This is a genomic window from Stutzerimonas sp. C6.4V (genome assembly GCF_058536345.1).
This window is the reverse complement of sequence record NZ_JBZUBM010000001.1, coordinates 907667-921077: the sequence shown is the minus strand read 5'-3', so window position 1 is coordinate 921077 and position 13411 is coordinate 907667. Positions and strand designations below refer to the sequence as shown.

The 13411-nt window shown below is 63.5% G+C and carries 16 protein-coding genes and 1 riboswitch; of the genes, 1 reads left to right on the top strand and 15 read right to left on the bottom strand.

Going from position 1 to position 13411, the window contains the following annotated elements; genetic code table 11:
* Positions 1-14: 14 nt before the first annotated feature.
* From AC4LFW_RS04445 to AC4LFW_RS04415, 7 genes are all read right to left on the bottom strand, one after another.
* Entirely contained in the window at positions 15-1466 is a 1452-nt protein-coding gene (locus tag AC4LFW_RS04445; protein ID WP_491818011.1) for a cobyric acid synthase, read from the bottom strand.
* On the bottom strand, positions 1463-2455 hold the full coding sequence (cobD, locus tag AC4LFW_RS04440; RefSeq protein ID WP_491818010.1) for a threonine-phosphate decarboxylase CobD: 993 nt from the start codon (positions 2453-2455) through the stop codon (positions 1463-1465). Before cobD ends, AC4LFW_RS04445 begins: the two co-directional genes overlap by 4 nt.
* Positions 2448-3359 carry an adenosylcobinamide-phosphate synthase CbiB gene (gene cbiB, locus AC4LFW_RS04435; protein WP_491818009.1) on the bottom strand — a complete coding sequence of 304 codons (912 nt, stop codon included), beginning with the start codon at positions 3357-3359 and terminating at the stop codon, positions 2448-2450. The genes cobD and cbiB overlap by 8 nt, the downstream gene beginning before the upstream one ends.
* Positions 3356-4006, bottom strand: a complete 651-nt coding sequence (bluB, locus tag AC4LFW_RS04430) for a 5,6-dimethylbenzimidazole synthase (RefSeq protein ID WP_491818008.1) — start codon at positions 4004-4006, stop codon at positions 3356-3358. The genes cbiB and bluB overlap by 4 nt, the downstream gene beginning before the upstream one ends.
* Positions 4003-5298, bottom strand: a complete 1296-nt coding sequence (locus AC4LFW_RS04425; protein WP_491818007.1) for a cobyrinic acid a,c-diamide synthase CobB — start codon at positions 5296-5298, stop codon at positions 4003-4005. Before AC4LFW_RS04425 ends, bluB begins: the two co-directional genes overlap by 4 nt.
* A 154-nt stretch (positions 5299-5452) precedes the next feature.
* Positions 5453-6064 (bottom strand): cob(I)yrinic acid a,c-diamide adenosyltransferase, encoded by a 612-nt coding sequence (gene cobO / locus AC4LFW_RS04420; protein ID WP_491818006.1) that lies wholly within the window; start codon positions 6062-6064, stop codon positions 5453-5455.
* Positions 6061-6423 (bottom strand): hypothetical protein, encoded by a 363-nt coding sequence (locus AC4LFW_RS04415; protein WP_491818005.1) that lies wholly within the window; start codon positions 6421-6423, stop codon positions 6061-6063. The genes cobO and AC4LFW_RS04415 overlap by 4 nt, the downstream gene beginning before the upstream one ends.
* 109 nt (positions 6424-6532) lie before the next feature.
* Positions 6533-6748: riboswitch (cobalamin riboswitch) on the bottom strand.
* Positions 6749-6922: 174 nt separating this feature from the next.
* Here AC4LFW_RS04415 and AC4LFW_RS04410 point away from each other — a divergent pair.
* On the top strand, positions 6923-7726 hold the full coding sequence (locus AC4LFW_RS04410) for a metallophosphoesterase family protein (protein ID WP_491818004.1): 804 nt from the start codon (positions 6923-6925) through the stop codon (positions 7724-7726).
* Between the two features lie 54 nt (positions 7727-7780).
* On the opposite strand, the gene nhaD is transcribed toward AC4LFW_RS04410, so the two are convergent.
* The 8 genes from nhaD to cydB form a co-directional block, all read right to left on the bottom strand.
* Positions 7781-9046 carry a sodium:proton antiporter NhaD gene (gene nhaD, locus AC4LFW_RS04405; protein ID WP_491818003.1) on the bottom strand — a complete coding sequence of 422 codons (1266 nt, stop codon included), beginning with the start codon at positions 9044-9046 and terminating at the stop codon, positions 7781-7783.
* Between the two features lie 158 nt (positions 9047-9204).
* Positions 9205-9522: a hypothetical protein gene (locus AC4LFW_RS04400; RefSeq protein ID WP_491818002.1), complete on the bottom strand. Its 318-nt coding sequence runs from the start codon at positions 9520-9522 to the stop codon at positions 9205-9207.
* 109 nt (positions 9523-9631) lie between these two features.
* Positions 9632-10162: a C40 family peptidase gene (locus tag AC4LFW_RS04395; protein ID WP_491818001.1), complete on the bottom strand. Its 531-nt coding sequence runs from the start codon at positions 10160-10162 to the stop codon at positions 9632-9634.
* Between the two features lie 83 nt (positions 10163-10245).
* Positions 10246-10884: a C40 family peptidase gene (locus AC4LFW_RS04390; RefSeq protein WP_491818000.1), complete on the bottom strand. Its 639-nt coding sequence runs from the start codon at positions 10882-10884 to the stop codon at positions 10246-10248.
* Positions 10885-10948: 64 nt separating this feature from the next.
* On the bottom strand, positions 10949-11716 hold the full coding sequence (locus tag AC4LFW_RS04385; protein WP_491817999.1) for an NAD-dependent protein deacylase: 768 nt from the start codon (positions 11714-11716) through the stop codon (positions 10949-10951).
* A gap of 101 nt (positions 11717-11817) precedes the next feature.
* Positions 11818-12105: a cyd operon YbgE family protein gene (locus AC4LFW_RS04380; protein ID WP_491817998.1), complete on the bottom strand. Its 288-nt coding sequence runs from the start codon at positions 12103-12105 to the stop codon at positions 11818-11820.
* Positions 12086-12211, bottom strand: a complete 126-nt coding sequence (gene cydX, locus AC4LFW_RS04375; protein ID WP_491817997.1) for a cytochrome bd-I oxidase subunit CydX — start codon at positions 12209-12211, stop codon at positions 12086-12088. The genes AC4LFW_RS04380 and cydX overlap by 20 nt, the downstream gene beginning before the upstream one ends.
* 56 nt (positions 12212-12267) lie before the next feature.
* Complete coding sequence (gene cydB / locus AC4LFW_RS04370) at positions 12268-13410, bottom strand: cytochrome d ubiquinol oxidase subunit II (RefSeq protein ID WP_491817996.1); 1143 nt, start codon at positions 13408-13410, stop codon at positions 12268-12270.
* Position 13411 lies beyond the last annotated feature (1 nt).

The following is a 13411-nucleotide window of genomic DNA, read 5'->3' as shown; positions in this document are numbered from 1 at the left end:
TGTTCATCCCAAGGTTACAGACCGCACAGGCTTTTCAGCCGAGGCGTGTCCAGGTACGCCTCGACCAGATCGGCCAGACGATCGATGTCACGTTCGCGCAACGCGTGGTAATCGACACGCAGCACCTCGCCCAACCCGGCCCAGCGCAAGAGCGCCTGGCAGGCGTCGGGGGTTTCGAAAAGGCCATGAAGATAGGTGCCGAGCACCTGTCCATCCGGGCTGATAGCGCCTTCCATGCGGCCATCGTCGAGCTCTACCGCAGCCCGCTCGAGCGCCGCGCCAGAGCTGACGCCGGCATGGATTTCGTAGCCGCTGATCGGAGCATCCCCTATCAGCAGGCGACCGCTGACATTACGCAGCTGCTTTTGCGCCGCCAGCTCGGTGCTCAATTCCAGCAGGCCAAGACCGTCGCTCAGCCCAGCCGGGCCCTCCAGCCCGAGGGGGTCGGCAATCTGCTCACCCAGCATTTGCAGTCCCCCACAGATGCCGAGCAGCTTGCCGCCGTAGCGCAGATGACGCTGGATTGCGGTCTCCCAACCGTTCTCGCGCAGCCAGGCGAGGTCCGCGCGAACGCTCTTGGAGCCCGGCAGGATGATCAGATCCGCACCCGGGATTGCCTGGCCGGGGCCGACGAATCGCAGGTCCACCTGAGGATGCAGGCGCAGCGGGTCGAAGTCGGTATGGTTGCTGATCCGCGGTAACGCCGGCACCACCACCTTGAGGGTCCGCTCGGCCTTGGCCGACTGACGCACGTCGATTGCGTCCTCTGCTTCGAGGTGGAACTCCGTCAGATAGGGCAACACGCCGAGGACCGGCTTGCCGGTACGCTGTTCCAGCCAGTCCAGCCCCGGCTGCAGCAGTGCGATGTCACCACGGAATCGGTTGATCACGAAGCCCTGCACCCGCGCCTGCTCGCTCGGGCTGAGCAGTTCCAGGGTGCCGACCAGGTGCGCAAAGACGCCACCCTTGTCGATATCGGCGATCAGGATCACCGGGCAGTCCACCGCTTCGGCAAAACCCATGTTGGCGATGTCGTTGGCGCGCAGGTTGATTTCCGCGGGCGAGCCGGCACCCTCGACGACTACCACCTGATACGACTCGCGCAGCCGCTGATGCGAGGCCAACACCGCCTCCATCGCCACGCGCTTGTAGTCATGGTAAGCCACGGCGTTCATGTTGCTGACTGCACGACCGTGGATGATCACCTGTGCACCGATATCACTGTTGGGCTTTAGCAGCACCGGATTCATATCGGTGTGCGGCGCCAGCCCGGCGGCCTGCGCCTGAACCGCCTGCGCGCGACCGATTTCGCCGCCTGCCGCAGTCACCGCACTGTTGAGCGCCATGTTCTGCGGTTTGAACGGCGCCACCGCTACGCCCTGGCGATGAAGCCAACGGCACAGTGCGGTCACCAGCGTGCTCTTGCCGGCGTCCGACGTGGTGCCCTGAACCATCAGTGTGCTCATGTGCGAAGGTCTCGATAGTTCGTCAAGGCGCTCCCCAGCCGTCTCCAGCTCGCCTCGACGGGCGGAATGCCGAACCGCAGGCTGGGCGGGTAGTTGAAACGGCGCACGAGAATGCCCTGGCAGGCCAGATATTGATGAAGCAGGGCCGATTCGTCAGTAACGACCCACTGGAACAGATCGCAGCCACCGGTGGGCGCCAGCCCGCTGGAGGCCAACAATTGAGCCAGCCGCCGGGCATCGGCGCGAAGACGCTCGCGCTGGCGGTGCTGTCCTTGCCTATCGGCGAGCAATACCGTACCGATGAAGCGTGACGGTCCGGCGATCGGCCAGGGCCCCAATGCATCTCCCAGCGCGGTAAGCAGTTCGGCCTCTGCGAGGACAAACCCGAGCCGCGCGCCAGCCATCGCGAAGAACTTACCGAACGAGCGCAGCACGATCAGCCCTGGCAGGTGCGCGTGACGGGCCAGGCTGTGTTCCGGCGTCGAGTCCATGAAGGCTTCGTCGACTACCAGCCAGCCACCACGGCTTGCCAGCTGGGCGTGCCAGTCCAGCAACAGTTCGGGAGCCAACAGCCGTCCGGTGGGATTGTTCGGGTTGACCACCACCAGCACATCCAGCCCATCCAGCGCTCGCGGCACGCTGCCTTCACCGATTTCGCTGAGCCGATGCCCTTCGCGGCGCCAGGCCTGGGCGTGCTCGCCGTAACAGGGCGAGACAATGCCGACCTGCAGCTGCCGTCGCAGCCGTGGAAGCATCTGGATCGCCGCCTGCGAGCCGGCTACCGGCAGCAGGGAAGCCGCGCCGTAGTACCCGTGCGCAGCAGCCTCCAGCTCGTCTTCGTCTTCCGGGAGCCGGCTCCAGGCGTCCACCGGGACTGCCGGCAGGTCGAACCCGTACGGGGCGATACCGGTGGACAGGTCGAGCCATTGCGCCAAGGGAATATCGAAAGCCTGTGCCGCTGCCCGCAACCGCCCGCCATGTTCAAGCATGCAGCCAACCCCCCAACAGCAACGCCAGCAGCCAGAGCCCAACGCCCGTCCAGACCATATCCAGCGCCCGCTCGATATCGCGTGCAACCGGAGCGTTGCCCTCTCCCAGCACGGGTCGCTGGTGCAGCTGGCCGTGATAGATCGCTGGCCCGCCCAGGGATACGCCTAGCGCGCCGGCTCCCGCCGCCATCACCGGGCCTGCATTCGGGCTATCCCAGAGCGGCGCCTGCTTTCGCCAGCAGCGCAATGCCCTACCTGTCTGCCCAAGCACCGCATAGGTCAGCGCCACCAGCCGGGCGGGGATGAAGTTGAGCATGTCGTCCATCCGCGCAGCGGCCCAGCCGAAGCGCTCGAAGCGCGGATTGCGATAGCCCCACATGGCGTCGAGTGTATTGCTAAGGCGGTACAGGACCACCCCTGGCGCACCGGCAACGGCGAACCAGAACAGCGCGGCGAAAACTGCATCGCTGCCGTTCTCCAGCGCCGATTCGGTGGCCGCGCGTGCCACGCCCTGCTCGTCCAGTTCACGTGTGTCCCGACTGACGATGAAACCTACTCGCCGACGCGCTTCGGTGAGGTCTCCCTTGCGTAGGGCGAGCGCGACCGGAACCAGATGCTCGCCCAGGCTGCGCAGGCCCAGCGCGACGTAAAGCAGGAGGACTTCGACCAGCCAGCCGATCCCCGGCAGCAGGCTCAGCAACCAGGCCACAAAGGTCAGCGGCAACACCGCCAGGCACCAGGCGGTGACCCCGTGGCTGCGCCAGCCGCGACCATCCGGGCCGTTGAGTTGCCGCTCGATCCGGTCGGCAAATCTGCCGAAGACCACCAGTGGATGAGCGCGGCGGGGCTCACCCAGCAGTGCGTCCAACCCAACCCCGGCAAGGCAGCTCAGGGCAAGACTCAAGATGTCTCTCCCCAGCGATCCTCGAACAACAACTCCTCCAATGGGCGCGGCTGGGTCCAGCCTTGCAACGCGAGCATGGGCGCCGGATAGAACTCATCGACCGGCCCGAGGCAGATCACCGCCACCGGCTCGGCTCCGCTCGGCATCTGCAGCAACCCGGCCAGTGCCTTCGGGTCGAACAGCGAGACCCAGCCCATCCCCAGCCCCTCGGCCCGGGCCGCGAGCCAGAGGTTCTGTATGGCGCAGGCTGCCGAGGCCAGGTCCATGTGCGGCATGGTGCGCCGGCCAAAGACATGGGTTTCACGACCATCCATCAGGGCAACGACCAACAGTTCGGCGCAATCGCTGATGCCCTCGACCTTCAGGTGCATGAATTCACGGCCGCGCTCGCCCAGCGCGTTGGCCGTAAGCACCCGCTCCCGCTCGACCAGCTCAGCGATGGCCAGACGCAGGTCCGCGCTGCGAATGCGAATGAAGCGCCACGGCTGCATCAATCCAACGCTCGGCCCCTGGTGTGCCGCTTCCAGCAAGCGCGCCAGAACCTCCGGCGCCACCTCGCCGCCACTGAAGTGGCGCATGTCACGTCGTTCGGCGATGGCGCGATAGACCCCGGCGCGCTGCTCATCGGTAAAGGCATGCTCGCTCATGGCTTGAACAAGGCAGCCGCTGCCGCGGGATCGGACGGCAGGTAGAAGTGGATATAGGAAGCGGTCAGCCTTCCCTGCCTGTACACCGCCTCCGCCGTTCGCTTGTAGTTCGGGCATTGGCCGCGGGCAATCGGTTGCAGGGTTGAATCAAGGGAGGAGTGGTGGAAGGTATGCCCCCGCAGACGTCCTTCAGGCAGCTCGACGTCCTGCAGCGCCAGCGCGGTAAGACGCTTCTGCATCCTGGCTTCGCCAGAGAGCAGGCCAAGCATGGCTTCACGGTCGCCTGCCTGGTCAGTCAGCCCGTCGAGCAGATAGAGCATGCCGCCACACTCGGCGACAATCGGCTTGCCTGCGGCGTGGTGAGCATGAATCGCCTCGCCCATCGCGCGGTTGCGGCCAAGGGCGCGCGAATGCAACTCCGGATAACCACCCGGCAGGTACAGGCTGTCCACAGCAGGCAATTTCGAGAATCGCAGGGGCGAGAAGAACAGCAGTTCGGCACCGAGCGCCTGGAGCAGATCGAGATTGGCCTGATAGACGAACGCGAACGCTGCATCCCGCGCCACTCCGATGCGCACGCCCTTGAGCAGCGGCTCGATGGTTCCGGCTTCCGGCGCTGGAAAACTCACCGATGACGGCAGGTCGCAATCGGCACTCGCTGCCAGCGCGTCGGCTGCCGCATCGAGCTTCGCGTCCAGGTCAGCCAGCTCCTGCGCCTGCACCAGCCCCAGATGCCGGCTAGGCAAACCGACCGCCTCGCTGCGTGGCAGTGCACCAAACCAGGTGGTATGTGCAGGCAGGCATGCACGAAGGACCTCACCGTGGCGATTGCTGCCGACGCGATTGGCCAGCACGCCGGCGAAGGGAAGATCGGGCTGGTAGCTGGCCAGGCCATGAGCGAGGGCGCCGAAGGTCTGCGCCATGGCTGAGCCATCGATTACCGCCAGTACGGGAATACCGAAATGTCGCGCCAGATCGGCCGCCGATGGCGTGCCATCGAACAGCCCCATGACGCCTTCGATGAGGATGAGGTCGGCCTCGCCCGCCGCTTCCCACAGCAGCCGACGGCTTTCATCTGCGCCCACCATCCACAGGTCGAGCTGGTAGACCGGATGACCGCTGGCACGGGCCAGCACCATGGGGTCGAGAAAATCCGGGCCGCACTTGAAGACGCGCACTCGCCTGCCCTGGCGCCTGTGCAAGCGAGCCAGGCCGGCGGTTACTGTGGTCTTGCCCTGTCCGGATGCCGGTGCTGCGATCAGTAGTGCCGGGCAGTGGCGCGATTCGCTCATGACGCCCCCCTGGTTCCAGCGCAGGCGAGTTCGGGCGCCTGCAACGCAGCGGTACTGCGAGAATGCCGCGTCACCCACATTCTCTTATCTGTGCTGCACGCCCAGCCCATGACCCAAGCTGCCTGATTCCTCGAAGATGCCGGGAACTTCTGCATCAGAACTCGATTCCTTTTTGAGCCTTCACACCAGCCTTGAACGCATGCTTGACCATACCCATTTCGGTCACGGTATCGGCCGCCTCCACCAAGCGCGACGGTGCACCGCGACCGGTGACCACCACATGCTGGAGCAGCGGGCGCGACTCGATATCGGCGAGAACGGGCTCGAGGTCCAGGTAGCCGTATTTGAGTGCAATGTTCAGCTCGTCCAGCACCACCAGCCCGATCTCGGGGTCAGCCAGCAGCTGAGCGGCAACCGCCCACGCCTCCCTGGCCTTGGCCATGTCGCGCTGGCGGTCCTGGGTTTCCCAGGTGAAGCCCTCGCCCATTACGTGATAGCGGACCTCCTCGGGAAAGCGGCGAAAAAAGCTCTCCTCACCAGTACTGGCCGCACCCTTGATGAACTGTACGACGCCGACCCTGATGCCATGACCAAGAGCGCGGGCGACCATGCCGAAGGCAGAACTGCTCTTGCCCTTGCCGTTACCAGTGTGTACCAGCAGCAGCCCGTACTCCTGCTGCGCTTCGGCGATCTTCTCGTCGACCACTGTCTTCTTGCGCTGCATGCGTGCCTTGTGGCGATCATCGCGCTCGCTGGAATCGCTCATGCGCAATCCCCTTGGACGCTCCAGGCGCCCGGCCTGACGACCCGTACCGCGGCGGTAACTCCTGCGCTGCCGATGGTCGTGTCGTATGTGCCGTAACCGTCCTTGTAGGCGCCGCCGGCCATGGACAGGCCGGGTACGGGGCGAAGCAGGCCGGGCAACGACAGCGTCTGGCAGCGCTCGATGCTCTCTCGGTCGAGAACCGTTGTGGCCGTCAGCGTAGCGGTCTGCTGACCGACAGGCTTCGCTGGGACGGTTTCAGGGTCGAGGTCGAGGAGGCGCTCTGCGCCATGGGTCATGGAAAGCGGCGCGAGGCCAAGCAGCGTGCAAACTGCAGAAGCATGGAAGGTCTTGCAGATCAAGTTCAGGTCTCCGTCGTGCCCGCCGCACGACATCAGTCGATGAGGCAGACGGAGAATGCGAAGGGAGCGCAGGTGCAAGCAGCCGCACCCCGATCAGCGCCCGCCGCACTGCCGTGGAATGCGACAGGCCGGTCTCCGGGCTTGCGAGCGGATGCCATGCACCCCGGAACCGCGGCCTTCCCATGCCTGTGGCACAGTGGCTGTGAGCGGTGTCCTGTCTCGCCTACCGTTGCGGGGGCAGCGCCGGAATCTTCATCGAATGAACCGGCTTCCCTGTTTCACCCACTGGCTTTACGCCAGGGGCACCTGAAGCAGCGCGGAGGTTAGTCCAAGGCCCTTCCCAGCGCAACCGGAAGCAGCTCCAGCCTGCACCTGGCCAGCCCTGGATGCGCTTAGGGCCGAGGAGATGAGATGTTTACCGGAACGCCCGGCGCTGATCGGCTTCGAATGCAACAATGCCAACCTGTCACTCACCATACAGACGAGAAGTCACTTGCCCATGACCAGCATCGTGCAGATCTCCGACACCCATTTCGGTACCGAGCAGGCGGCCGTGTTACAAGCCATGGAAGACCATGTACTCGAGCACGGCGCGGATCTGCTGATTTTTTCCGGCGACATCACGCAGCGCGCGCGCGCCGGGCAATTCGCCGACGCCCAGGCATTCGTCCAGCGTCTGCATGGTCATGGAATTCCAGAGGCGCTGGTGATTCCCGGCAACCACGACATCCCGCTGTACAACCTCTTTGCACGTTTCCTGATGCCCTACCGCAACTATCGGCGCCATTTTGGCAATGATCTTGAGCCGACCTTCGAAAATGAAAACGTGCTGGTGATTGGCCTCAACACCACTCACCCGCGCCGACACAAGGACGGGCTGATCACTGACGAGCAGGTTCAAGCCGTCTCGCGACGCCTCAAACAGAGCGACCCGCAAAAGGTGCGCATCGTGGTGGCGCATCAACCATTTGGCGCAATGGTGTTGAGCGATCTGAGCAACCTGCAGCACAACGCTGATGCAGCCTTGCACCGCTGGGCTGACGAAGGACTGGATCTGGTGATGGGTGGCCACATCCATCTGCCCTACGTACTGCCGCTGTCCAAGCAATACACCGAACTGTCGCGGGAGATCTGGATGGTTCAGGCAGGAACCACGCTGTCATCACGGGTGCGTGGCACCTCACCGAACTCCTTCAATCGCCTCAAGCTGCACCCTGGCGCCGACAAGAAGGTCTGTGTCGAGCGCTGGGATCTGCTGGACAATCAGTTCGTGCTTGGTTCGCACTTCAATCTGCATTGGTGAACGCAGCAGGTTGCCCAACCGCCGAGCTTCAACCTGCCGCGACCCCAGGCGAGATCAGCCAAGCATGCCGGCCACCGCGAGTCCGGTGAGATAGACACCGACAAACCCCAGGTTGAACGCGACAAACAGGTACAGGCTGTATTTCAGGTAGCTGCCAAATGTCAGCCCCGGCACCTTGCTCATGGCCACGATGCCGGCCGCCGAGCCGATTACCAGCAGCGAACCGCCGACACCCACCGCGTAGGTCAGCACCATCCATTCGGCGATGCCCATCTGCAGGCCGGACTTGAGCAACGCAGCGGTCAACGGCACGTTATCGATGGCCGCCGAGAGCAGGCCCATCAGGTAGTTGGCGAAAACTGCCGGGACCTGGTCGTAGATGCGCACCAGACCGTCGAGCACATGAATCTCCTTGAGCATCCCGACCAGCAAGAGGATGCCGAGGAAGAACAGCAAGGTCTCGAACTCGACCTGACGCACATACTCCAGGATCGGATCGGTCTCGATGTCGTCGCTGAAGAAGCGCGCCACCAGGAACATGATCGACAGGCCCGTCAGAAAGGTCAGCACCGGCGGGATCTGGAAAAAGAAATTGCCGGCGATGGTGCTCAGAATGGTGCCCAGGAAGATCAGCGCGATGGCGATGTCGACCCGACGCACGTCGGTGCGGTGACTCTCCACTACTACCTGCCCGCTCATGCCCAGCGAGAGCATCGCCGCCAGCAGCATGACCGCGAGGAAGGCCGGGAGCGCCAACAGCAACAACTGCAGGATCTTGACCTTGCCCGCCAGAAAGATCATCAGCGTGGTGACGTCACCGGTAATCAGCGCAACGCCACCGGAGTTCACTGCAAAAACCACCAGCGCGGCGTATTTGATGGTCTTCTCGGCACTGAGCTTGAGCGAGAGGATCAGCGTGATCGATACCAGCGTCGCGGTGATGTTGTCAGCCAGCGACGAGAACACGAAACAAAAGGTGGCGGTCAGGAACAGCAGGGCCCGCTCGCTGATTCGCCTGGGCAGGACCAGGTAGATCAGGTTTTCGATCAGACCTTTCTTGTTCAGGTACGCGACGAAGGTCATCGCGGCGACGAGGAAGATCCACAGCCCGGCGATCTCCGCGATGTTTTCGTTGAGGCTGTCCAGCACCCGTTCGCGCTCGGCGCCCTCTGGGCTGAACACGAACAGCAGCATCCAGGCCAGGGTGCCGAAAAACAGCGTCACCTTGGCTTTGTTGACGTGGGTTATTTCTTCGAGAACAACACCGAGCAGAGCGGCCACGGCGAGGCCGATCAGCACTAGCTGAAGTATTTCAGGCATGGGACACCAGATGCATAAGGGGAACGGTTTGTGCGCGGTCTGCGCACCCGAGGAAGTTGGGGCGCCGATCATATCCAAAGTGCGACAATCCGACACCTGACTAATGTCAAACCCAGGATTATTTCGAAATATTCTGCCGCGCGGCAGGCGCTCTGGAGCTAGTGGCGGGGCACGAAACCGGCAGGTTTGCTGGACAACCAATCGACAAAGGTGCGCAGGCGCGGGTCGTTCATCAGGGCGTCTCGGTTGTTAAACGTGAGCGCCAGGTCCTTTTCGCTGAAAAGGCGATGGATCTGGTTATGGCAGGGCCGGCAAACCCAGAGCGTGGCGGTAATGCGCTCTTCTCGTGCGAAACGCTTGCGCACGTAGGTCTTGCCGTGAAGTGCTTTGGGAATCAGGTGATGACGCGTCAGCGGGGCGCTGCGCTGGCAGAGCTCGCAACGTTCAGGCGGATCCGGCAAGCGCAGGATCGGCATCCTAGCGACTCCGCCCGGAAGCTACCCCCGCCAGTGAGCAGCATCGCAGGGGAAGTTCGTTCAATGCCCTTGCACCAGTCATGTTGACCTCCAGCCAGGCGCCGATGGATCAGGGATTTCGAGCGAGGCGCTCACTGTCGAGCACGCGCTTGGCACCGAGGTAGCTGCTCTTCCAGTAACTGTTGGAGAGGCTGTCAAGGCGTACCGTTCCGCCCGTCGAAGGAGCGTGTACGAAACGTCCTTCTCCAACGTAGATGGCCGCATGACTGACGCGACGCCCGCCGCTGGTGGCAAAGAACAGCAGATCACCCGCCTTGAGCGCGTCGCGCCCGACGGTCATCCCTTGCATGGCATTCATCGCCCGGGTTGTGCGCGGCAACGCGACACCCGCTGCGCCTCGGTAGACATAACTGATCAGACCGCTGCAATCGAAGCCACCATCGGGCGTGTTGCCACCGTAGCGATACGGCGTACCGACAAGTCCCAACGCGGTGAACAGAACATCTTCAGCAGTGCCGGGAGACTGCTGCATCGCTGGCGCAGGCGCGACAACCAGCGGCTCGACAGGCCTCTGGCTGGAACAGGCGGCCAGCAGCATGGCTGCCAGCAAGACCATCGTATATCGAGCCAGAAGCGGCATGGCAGAGCAGTCCAGACGAATGAGCCATCACTCTGCCGGCATGCGCGGGTGGTTGCAAGCCCGGCGCACGGCTATCTCAGCAGTCAGTGATGAGTGGGAATGCTGCTGGAATCATGGGCCAGCGCCAGCACGCGCTTGGCCTGCATGAAGCTGGCGCGCCAGTAGGCGTCGTCTAGGCTGTCGACACGGACTCCGCCGCTGCGGCGACTGGCGGAATGGATGAACTGCTGATCGCCGATGTAGATGCCGGCATGGCTGACACGACCACGACCGCGGTTGTTGAAAAAGACCACGTCACCGGGCTCAAGCTCGCTGCGTTTGATCTTCGGCGCATCCAGATTGATCATTTCGCGAGTCGAGCGCGGCAGCTCGATACCGGCTTCCTTGCGGAACAGGAAGCCGACGAAGCCACTGCAATCGAAGCCGGTCTTGCTCGAGTTGCCACCGTAGCGGTACGGCGTTCCCACCAGCTTGAATCCAAGTTCCAACACGCTTTCGGCCAGTCCGGGAAGCTCGTAGCCCTGTTCGTCGGCGAGTTCACGCAGCTGTTGCTCGGTGGGCTCGCCCGGATCGGCCTGAGTGACGTCCTGCGGCTCCACCGGCAGACTGAACGCGAAGCCCTTCGGCACTGCCGGGGTTTGGCCCTGCTCCGGCTGGCCGGCACATGCAGCCAGCAGCAGGACCAGTGAAACAGGCAACAGAATCGAGAAGCGTCGGCGCATGACAACAATACGTCAGGAAGTCGAAGTGGCGGAACTATGCCCGCTGACGCTTTGATGAGCAAATTCAATCGTTGAAAATGTGACGAACAAGGTGCGGCAAAACGTCTGCCGCGTTTCCAGCCATGTGCAGGTCAACCAAAAGCGACAGTTCGCTGGCGCAAGGGTCGACCTGAGCCGTAAAACCGCCACGGTTTCGCACCTGCAACAAGGGCTCGGCGATATAGGCGAAACTGGCCGAGGTCCCCCCTGCGATCACTGCATCGAAGCCTGTCTGCATCTGCTCATGCAAAGAGTGCAGCGCCTGCTTTGGCAGCAGTTCCTCGAACAGCACCACTGGTGGCCGAAGCACGCCACTGCATCGGGAGCAGCGCGGTGGCAGCGGCTGCGCCAGGTGACCCGCCAGGTCATGGCTTTCCTGGCCGCAGTCCATGCAGAACAGAGGTGCAAGCGTGCCGTGGATCTCAATCAGCCGCTCAGGTGGGCTGCCCGCCGCCCGGTGATAGCCGTCGACATTCTGGGTCAGCACCCAACAGCCGGGTTTTCGATTTTGCAGTTCGGCAATCGCCAGGTGCCCCGCGCTGGGCTCTCCTGTGAGGCAGCCCCGTCCGATCTCGGCGAGGTATTTCCAGCAGAGAGCAGGATCGTGCCTGATCATCGAAGCGGACAGCGCGACTTCGATCGGCACTCCGTCGTCCGTCGGCTGGTTGTACAGCCCACCGACACCGCGGTAGGTCGGCAGGCCTGAATCGGCAGAAAGGCCGGCGCCGGTGATGAACAGAATGCGCTCGGCCCTGCGCAACTCGCGCGCCACTTGCTGGATTCGGTCGTGCATGCGGCTCCCTCGAAACCGGAACGCAACCTTTGACCCTGTCCAAGGCCAGACGTGCCACCTCGCGCCTCTCTGCCCATGGCAGCTGGGCGCGACCGTGATGGTCAGGCGTTGAGCAGCATGGCGTAACCGAGCGAGGCCAGAAACCAGGCCGGCAGCGGCCCGAGCAGCCAGCGCACGGCCCAGCATTGCGGCACGAAACCGACGCCATGGACGAAGCCGGCTGAGACACCCCACATCACCAGCATCAGTTGTGAATGACTGTAGCCCCCCTGTCCGTCGAGCATGGCGGCCGGGTGGATCAGCAACACCAGCGCCAGCGGCGCCGCCAACAGCAGCGAGACGGCGTAGCTGGCTCGCCGATGCAGGACGCTACTGCCCTGAATGATCACTGTTCGGGTCCGCGTCCAGATCCTGGGTCGCCTCGAACCAGAGCGCAGTGATGATGCCGAAGCTGCACGCCAGCAGCACCCCAAGGATCCAGGTGAAATACCACATGTCGTTATCTCCGTTGGCAGATCGAGGCCAGACGCATGCAGCGCCCGACCATTCGCTCAGTACAGTCCGTGCGGGTTGGCTTCTATGGTCCGGTCGTTCAGTCGCCCCCACATGCGCACGTAGCTCCACAGCGTGTAGCAAAGGATCAGCGGCACGAAGATGCAGGCCACGACGGACATGATGCCCAGGGTCTTTTGGCTGGACACCGCGTCCCAGATCGTCAGGCTGGAGGCCGGGTCGAGGCTCGACGGGAAGACGAAGGGAAACAGCGCTAAGCCCGCAGTACAGAGGCTGCCAACGATCATCAGGCTGCTGCCGAGAAAGCTCAGCCCTCCTCTGTTGCGGCCACTGCCGAGCAATGCAAGCAACGCACCGACGATACCGGTCAGTGGCGCGACCATGGTGATGGGATAAAGGCCGTAGTTAGCCAACCAACCCGGGTTGTTGCGCATCACCTGCTTGTCCAGCAGTGGATTGAGCGCCGCCCCTGGGTCTGCCACCCACGGCTGGCTGAAGCCCTGGACTCCAAACGTCAGCCACAGCCCCGCACCGACGAAGCCGGCAAGAAATACCAGCGCGCAGAGGCGGGTCGCCAGGCGTGAACGCTCCCCCAGCGCGCCCTCGGTGCGCATCATCAGCCAGGCACCGCCATGGGCGCTGAGCATGCTCAGGCTGACCACGCCGCATAGCAGCGCGAAGGGATTGAGCAGTGCGAAGAACGAACCGTGGTAGCTGGAACGCATCGACTCGTCGAGCTGGAATGGCAGGCCGAGAAACAGGTTGCCAAAGGCCACGCCGAATACTAGCGCCGGGACGGCCCCGCCGACGAACAGCGCCCAGTCCCAGGCGCTGCGCCAGCGTGGGTCCTGTACCTTGCTGCGGTAGTCGAAGCCCACCGGCCGACAGAACAGTGCAAACAGCACCAGCAGCATCGCCCAGTAGAGCCCGGAAAAGGCCACCGCGTAGACCATCGGCCAGGCCGCGAACAGTGCACCGCCTGCGGTGATGAACCACACCTGATTGCCGTCCCAGTGCGGGGCGATGGTGTTGATCGCCACGCGCCGCTCGTTGTCGGTCTTGCCGACGAAGGGCATCAGCGCCATGGCACCCATGTCGAAGCCATCGGTCAGGGCAAAGCCGATCAGCAGCACACCGATCAGCACCCACCAGACCAGCTTGAGAACCTCGTAATCGAACATC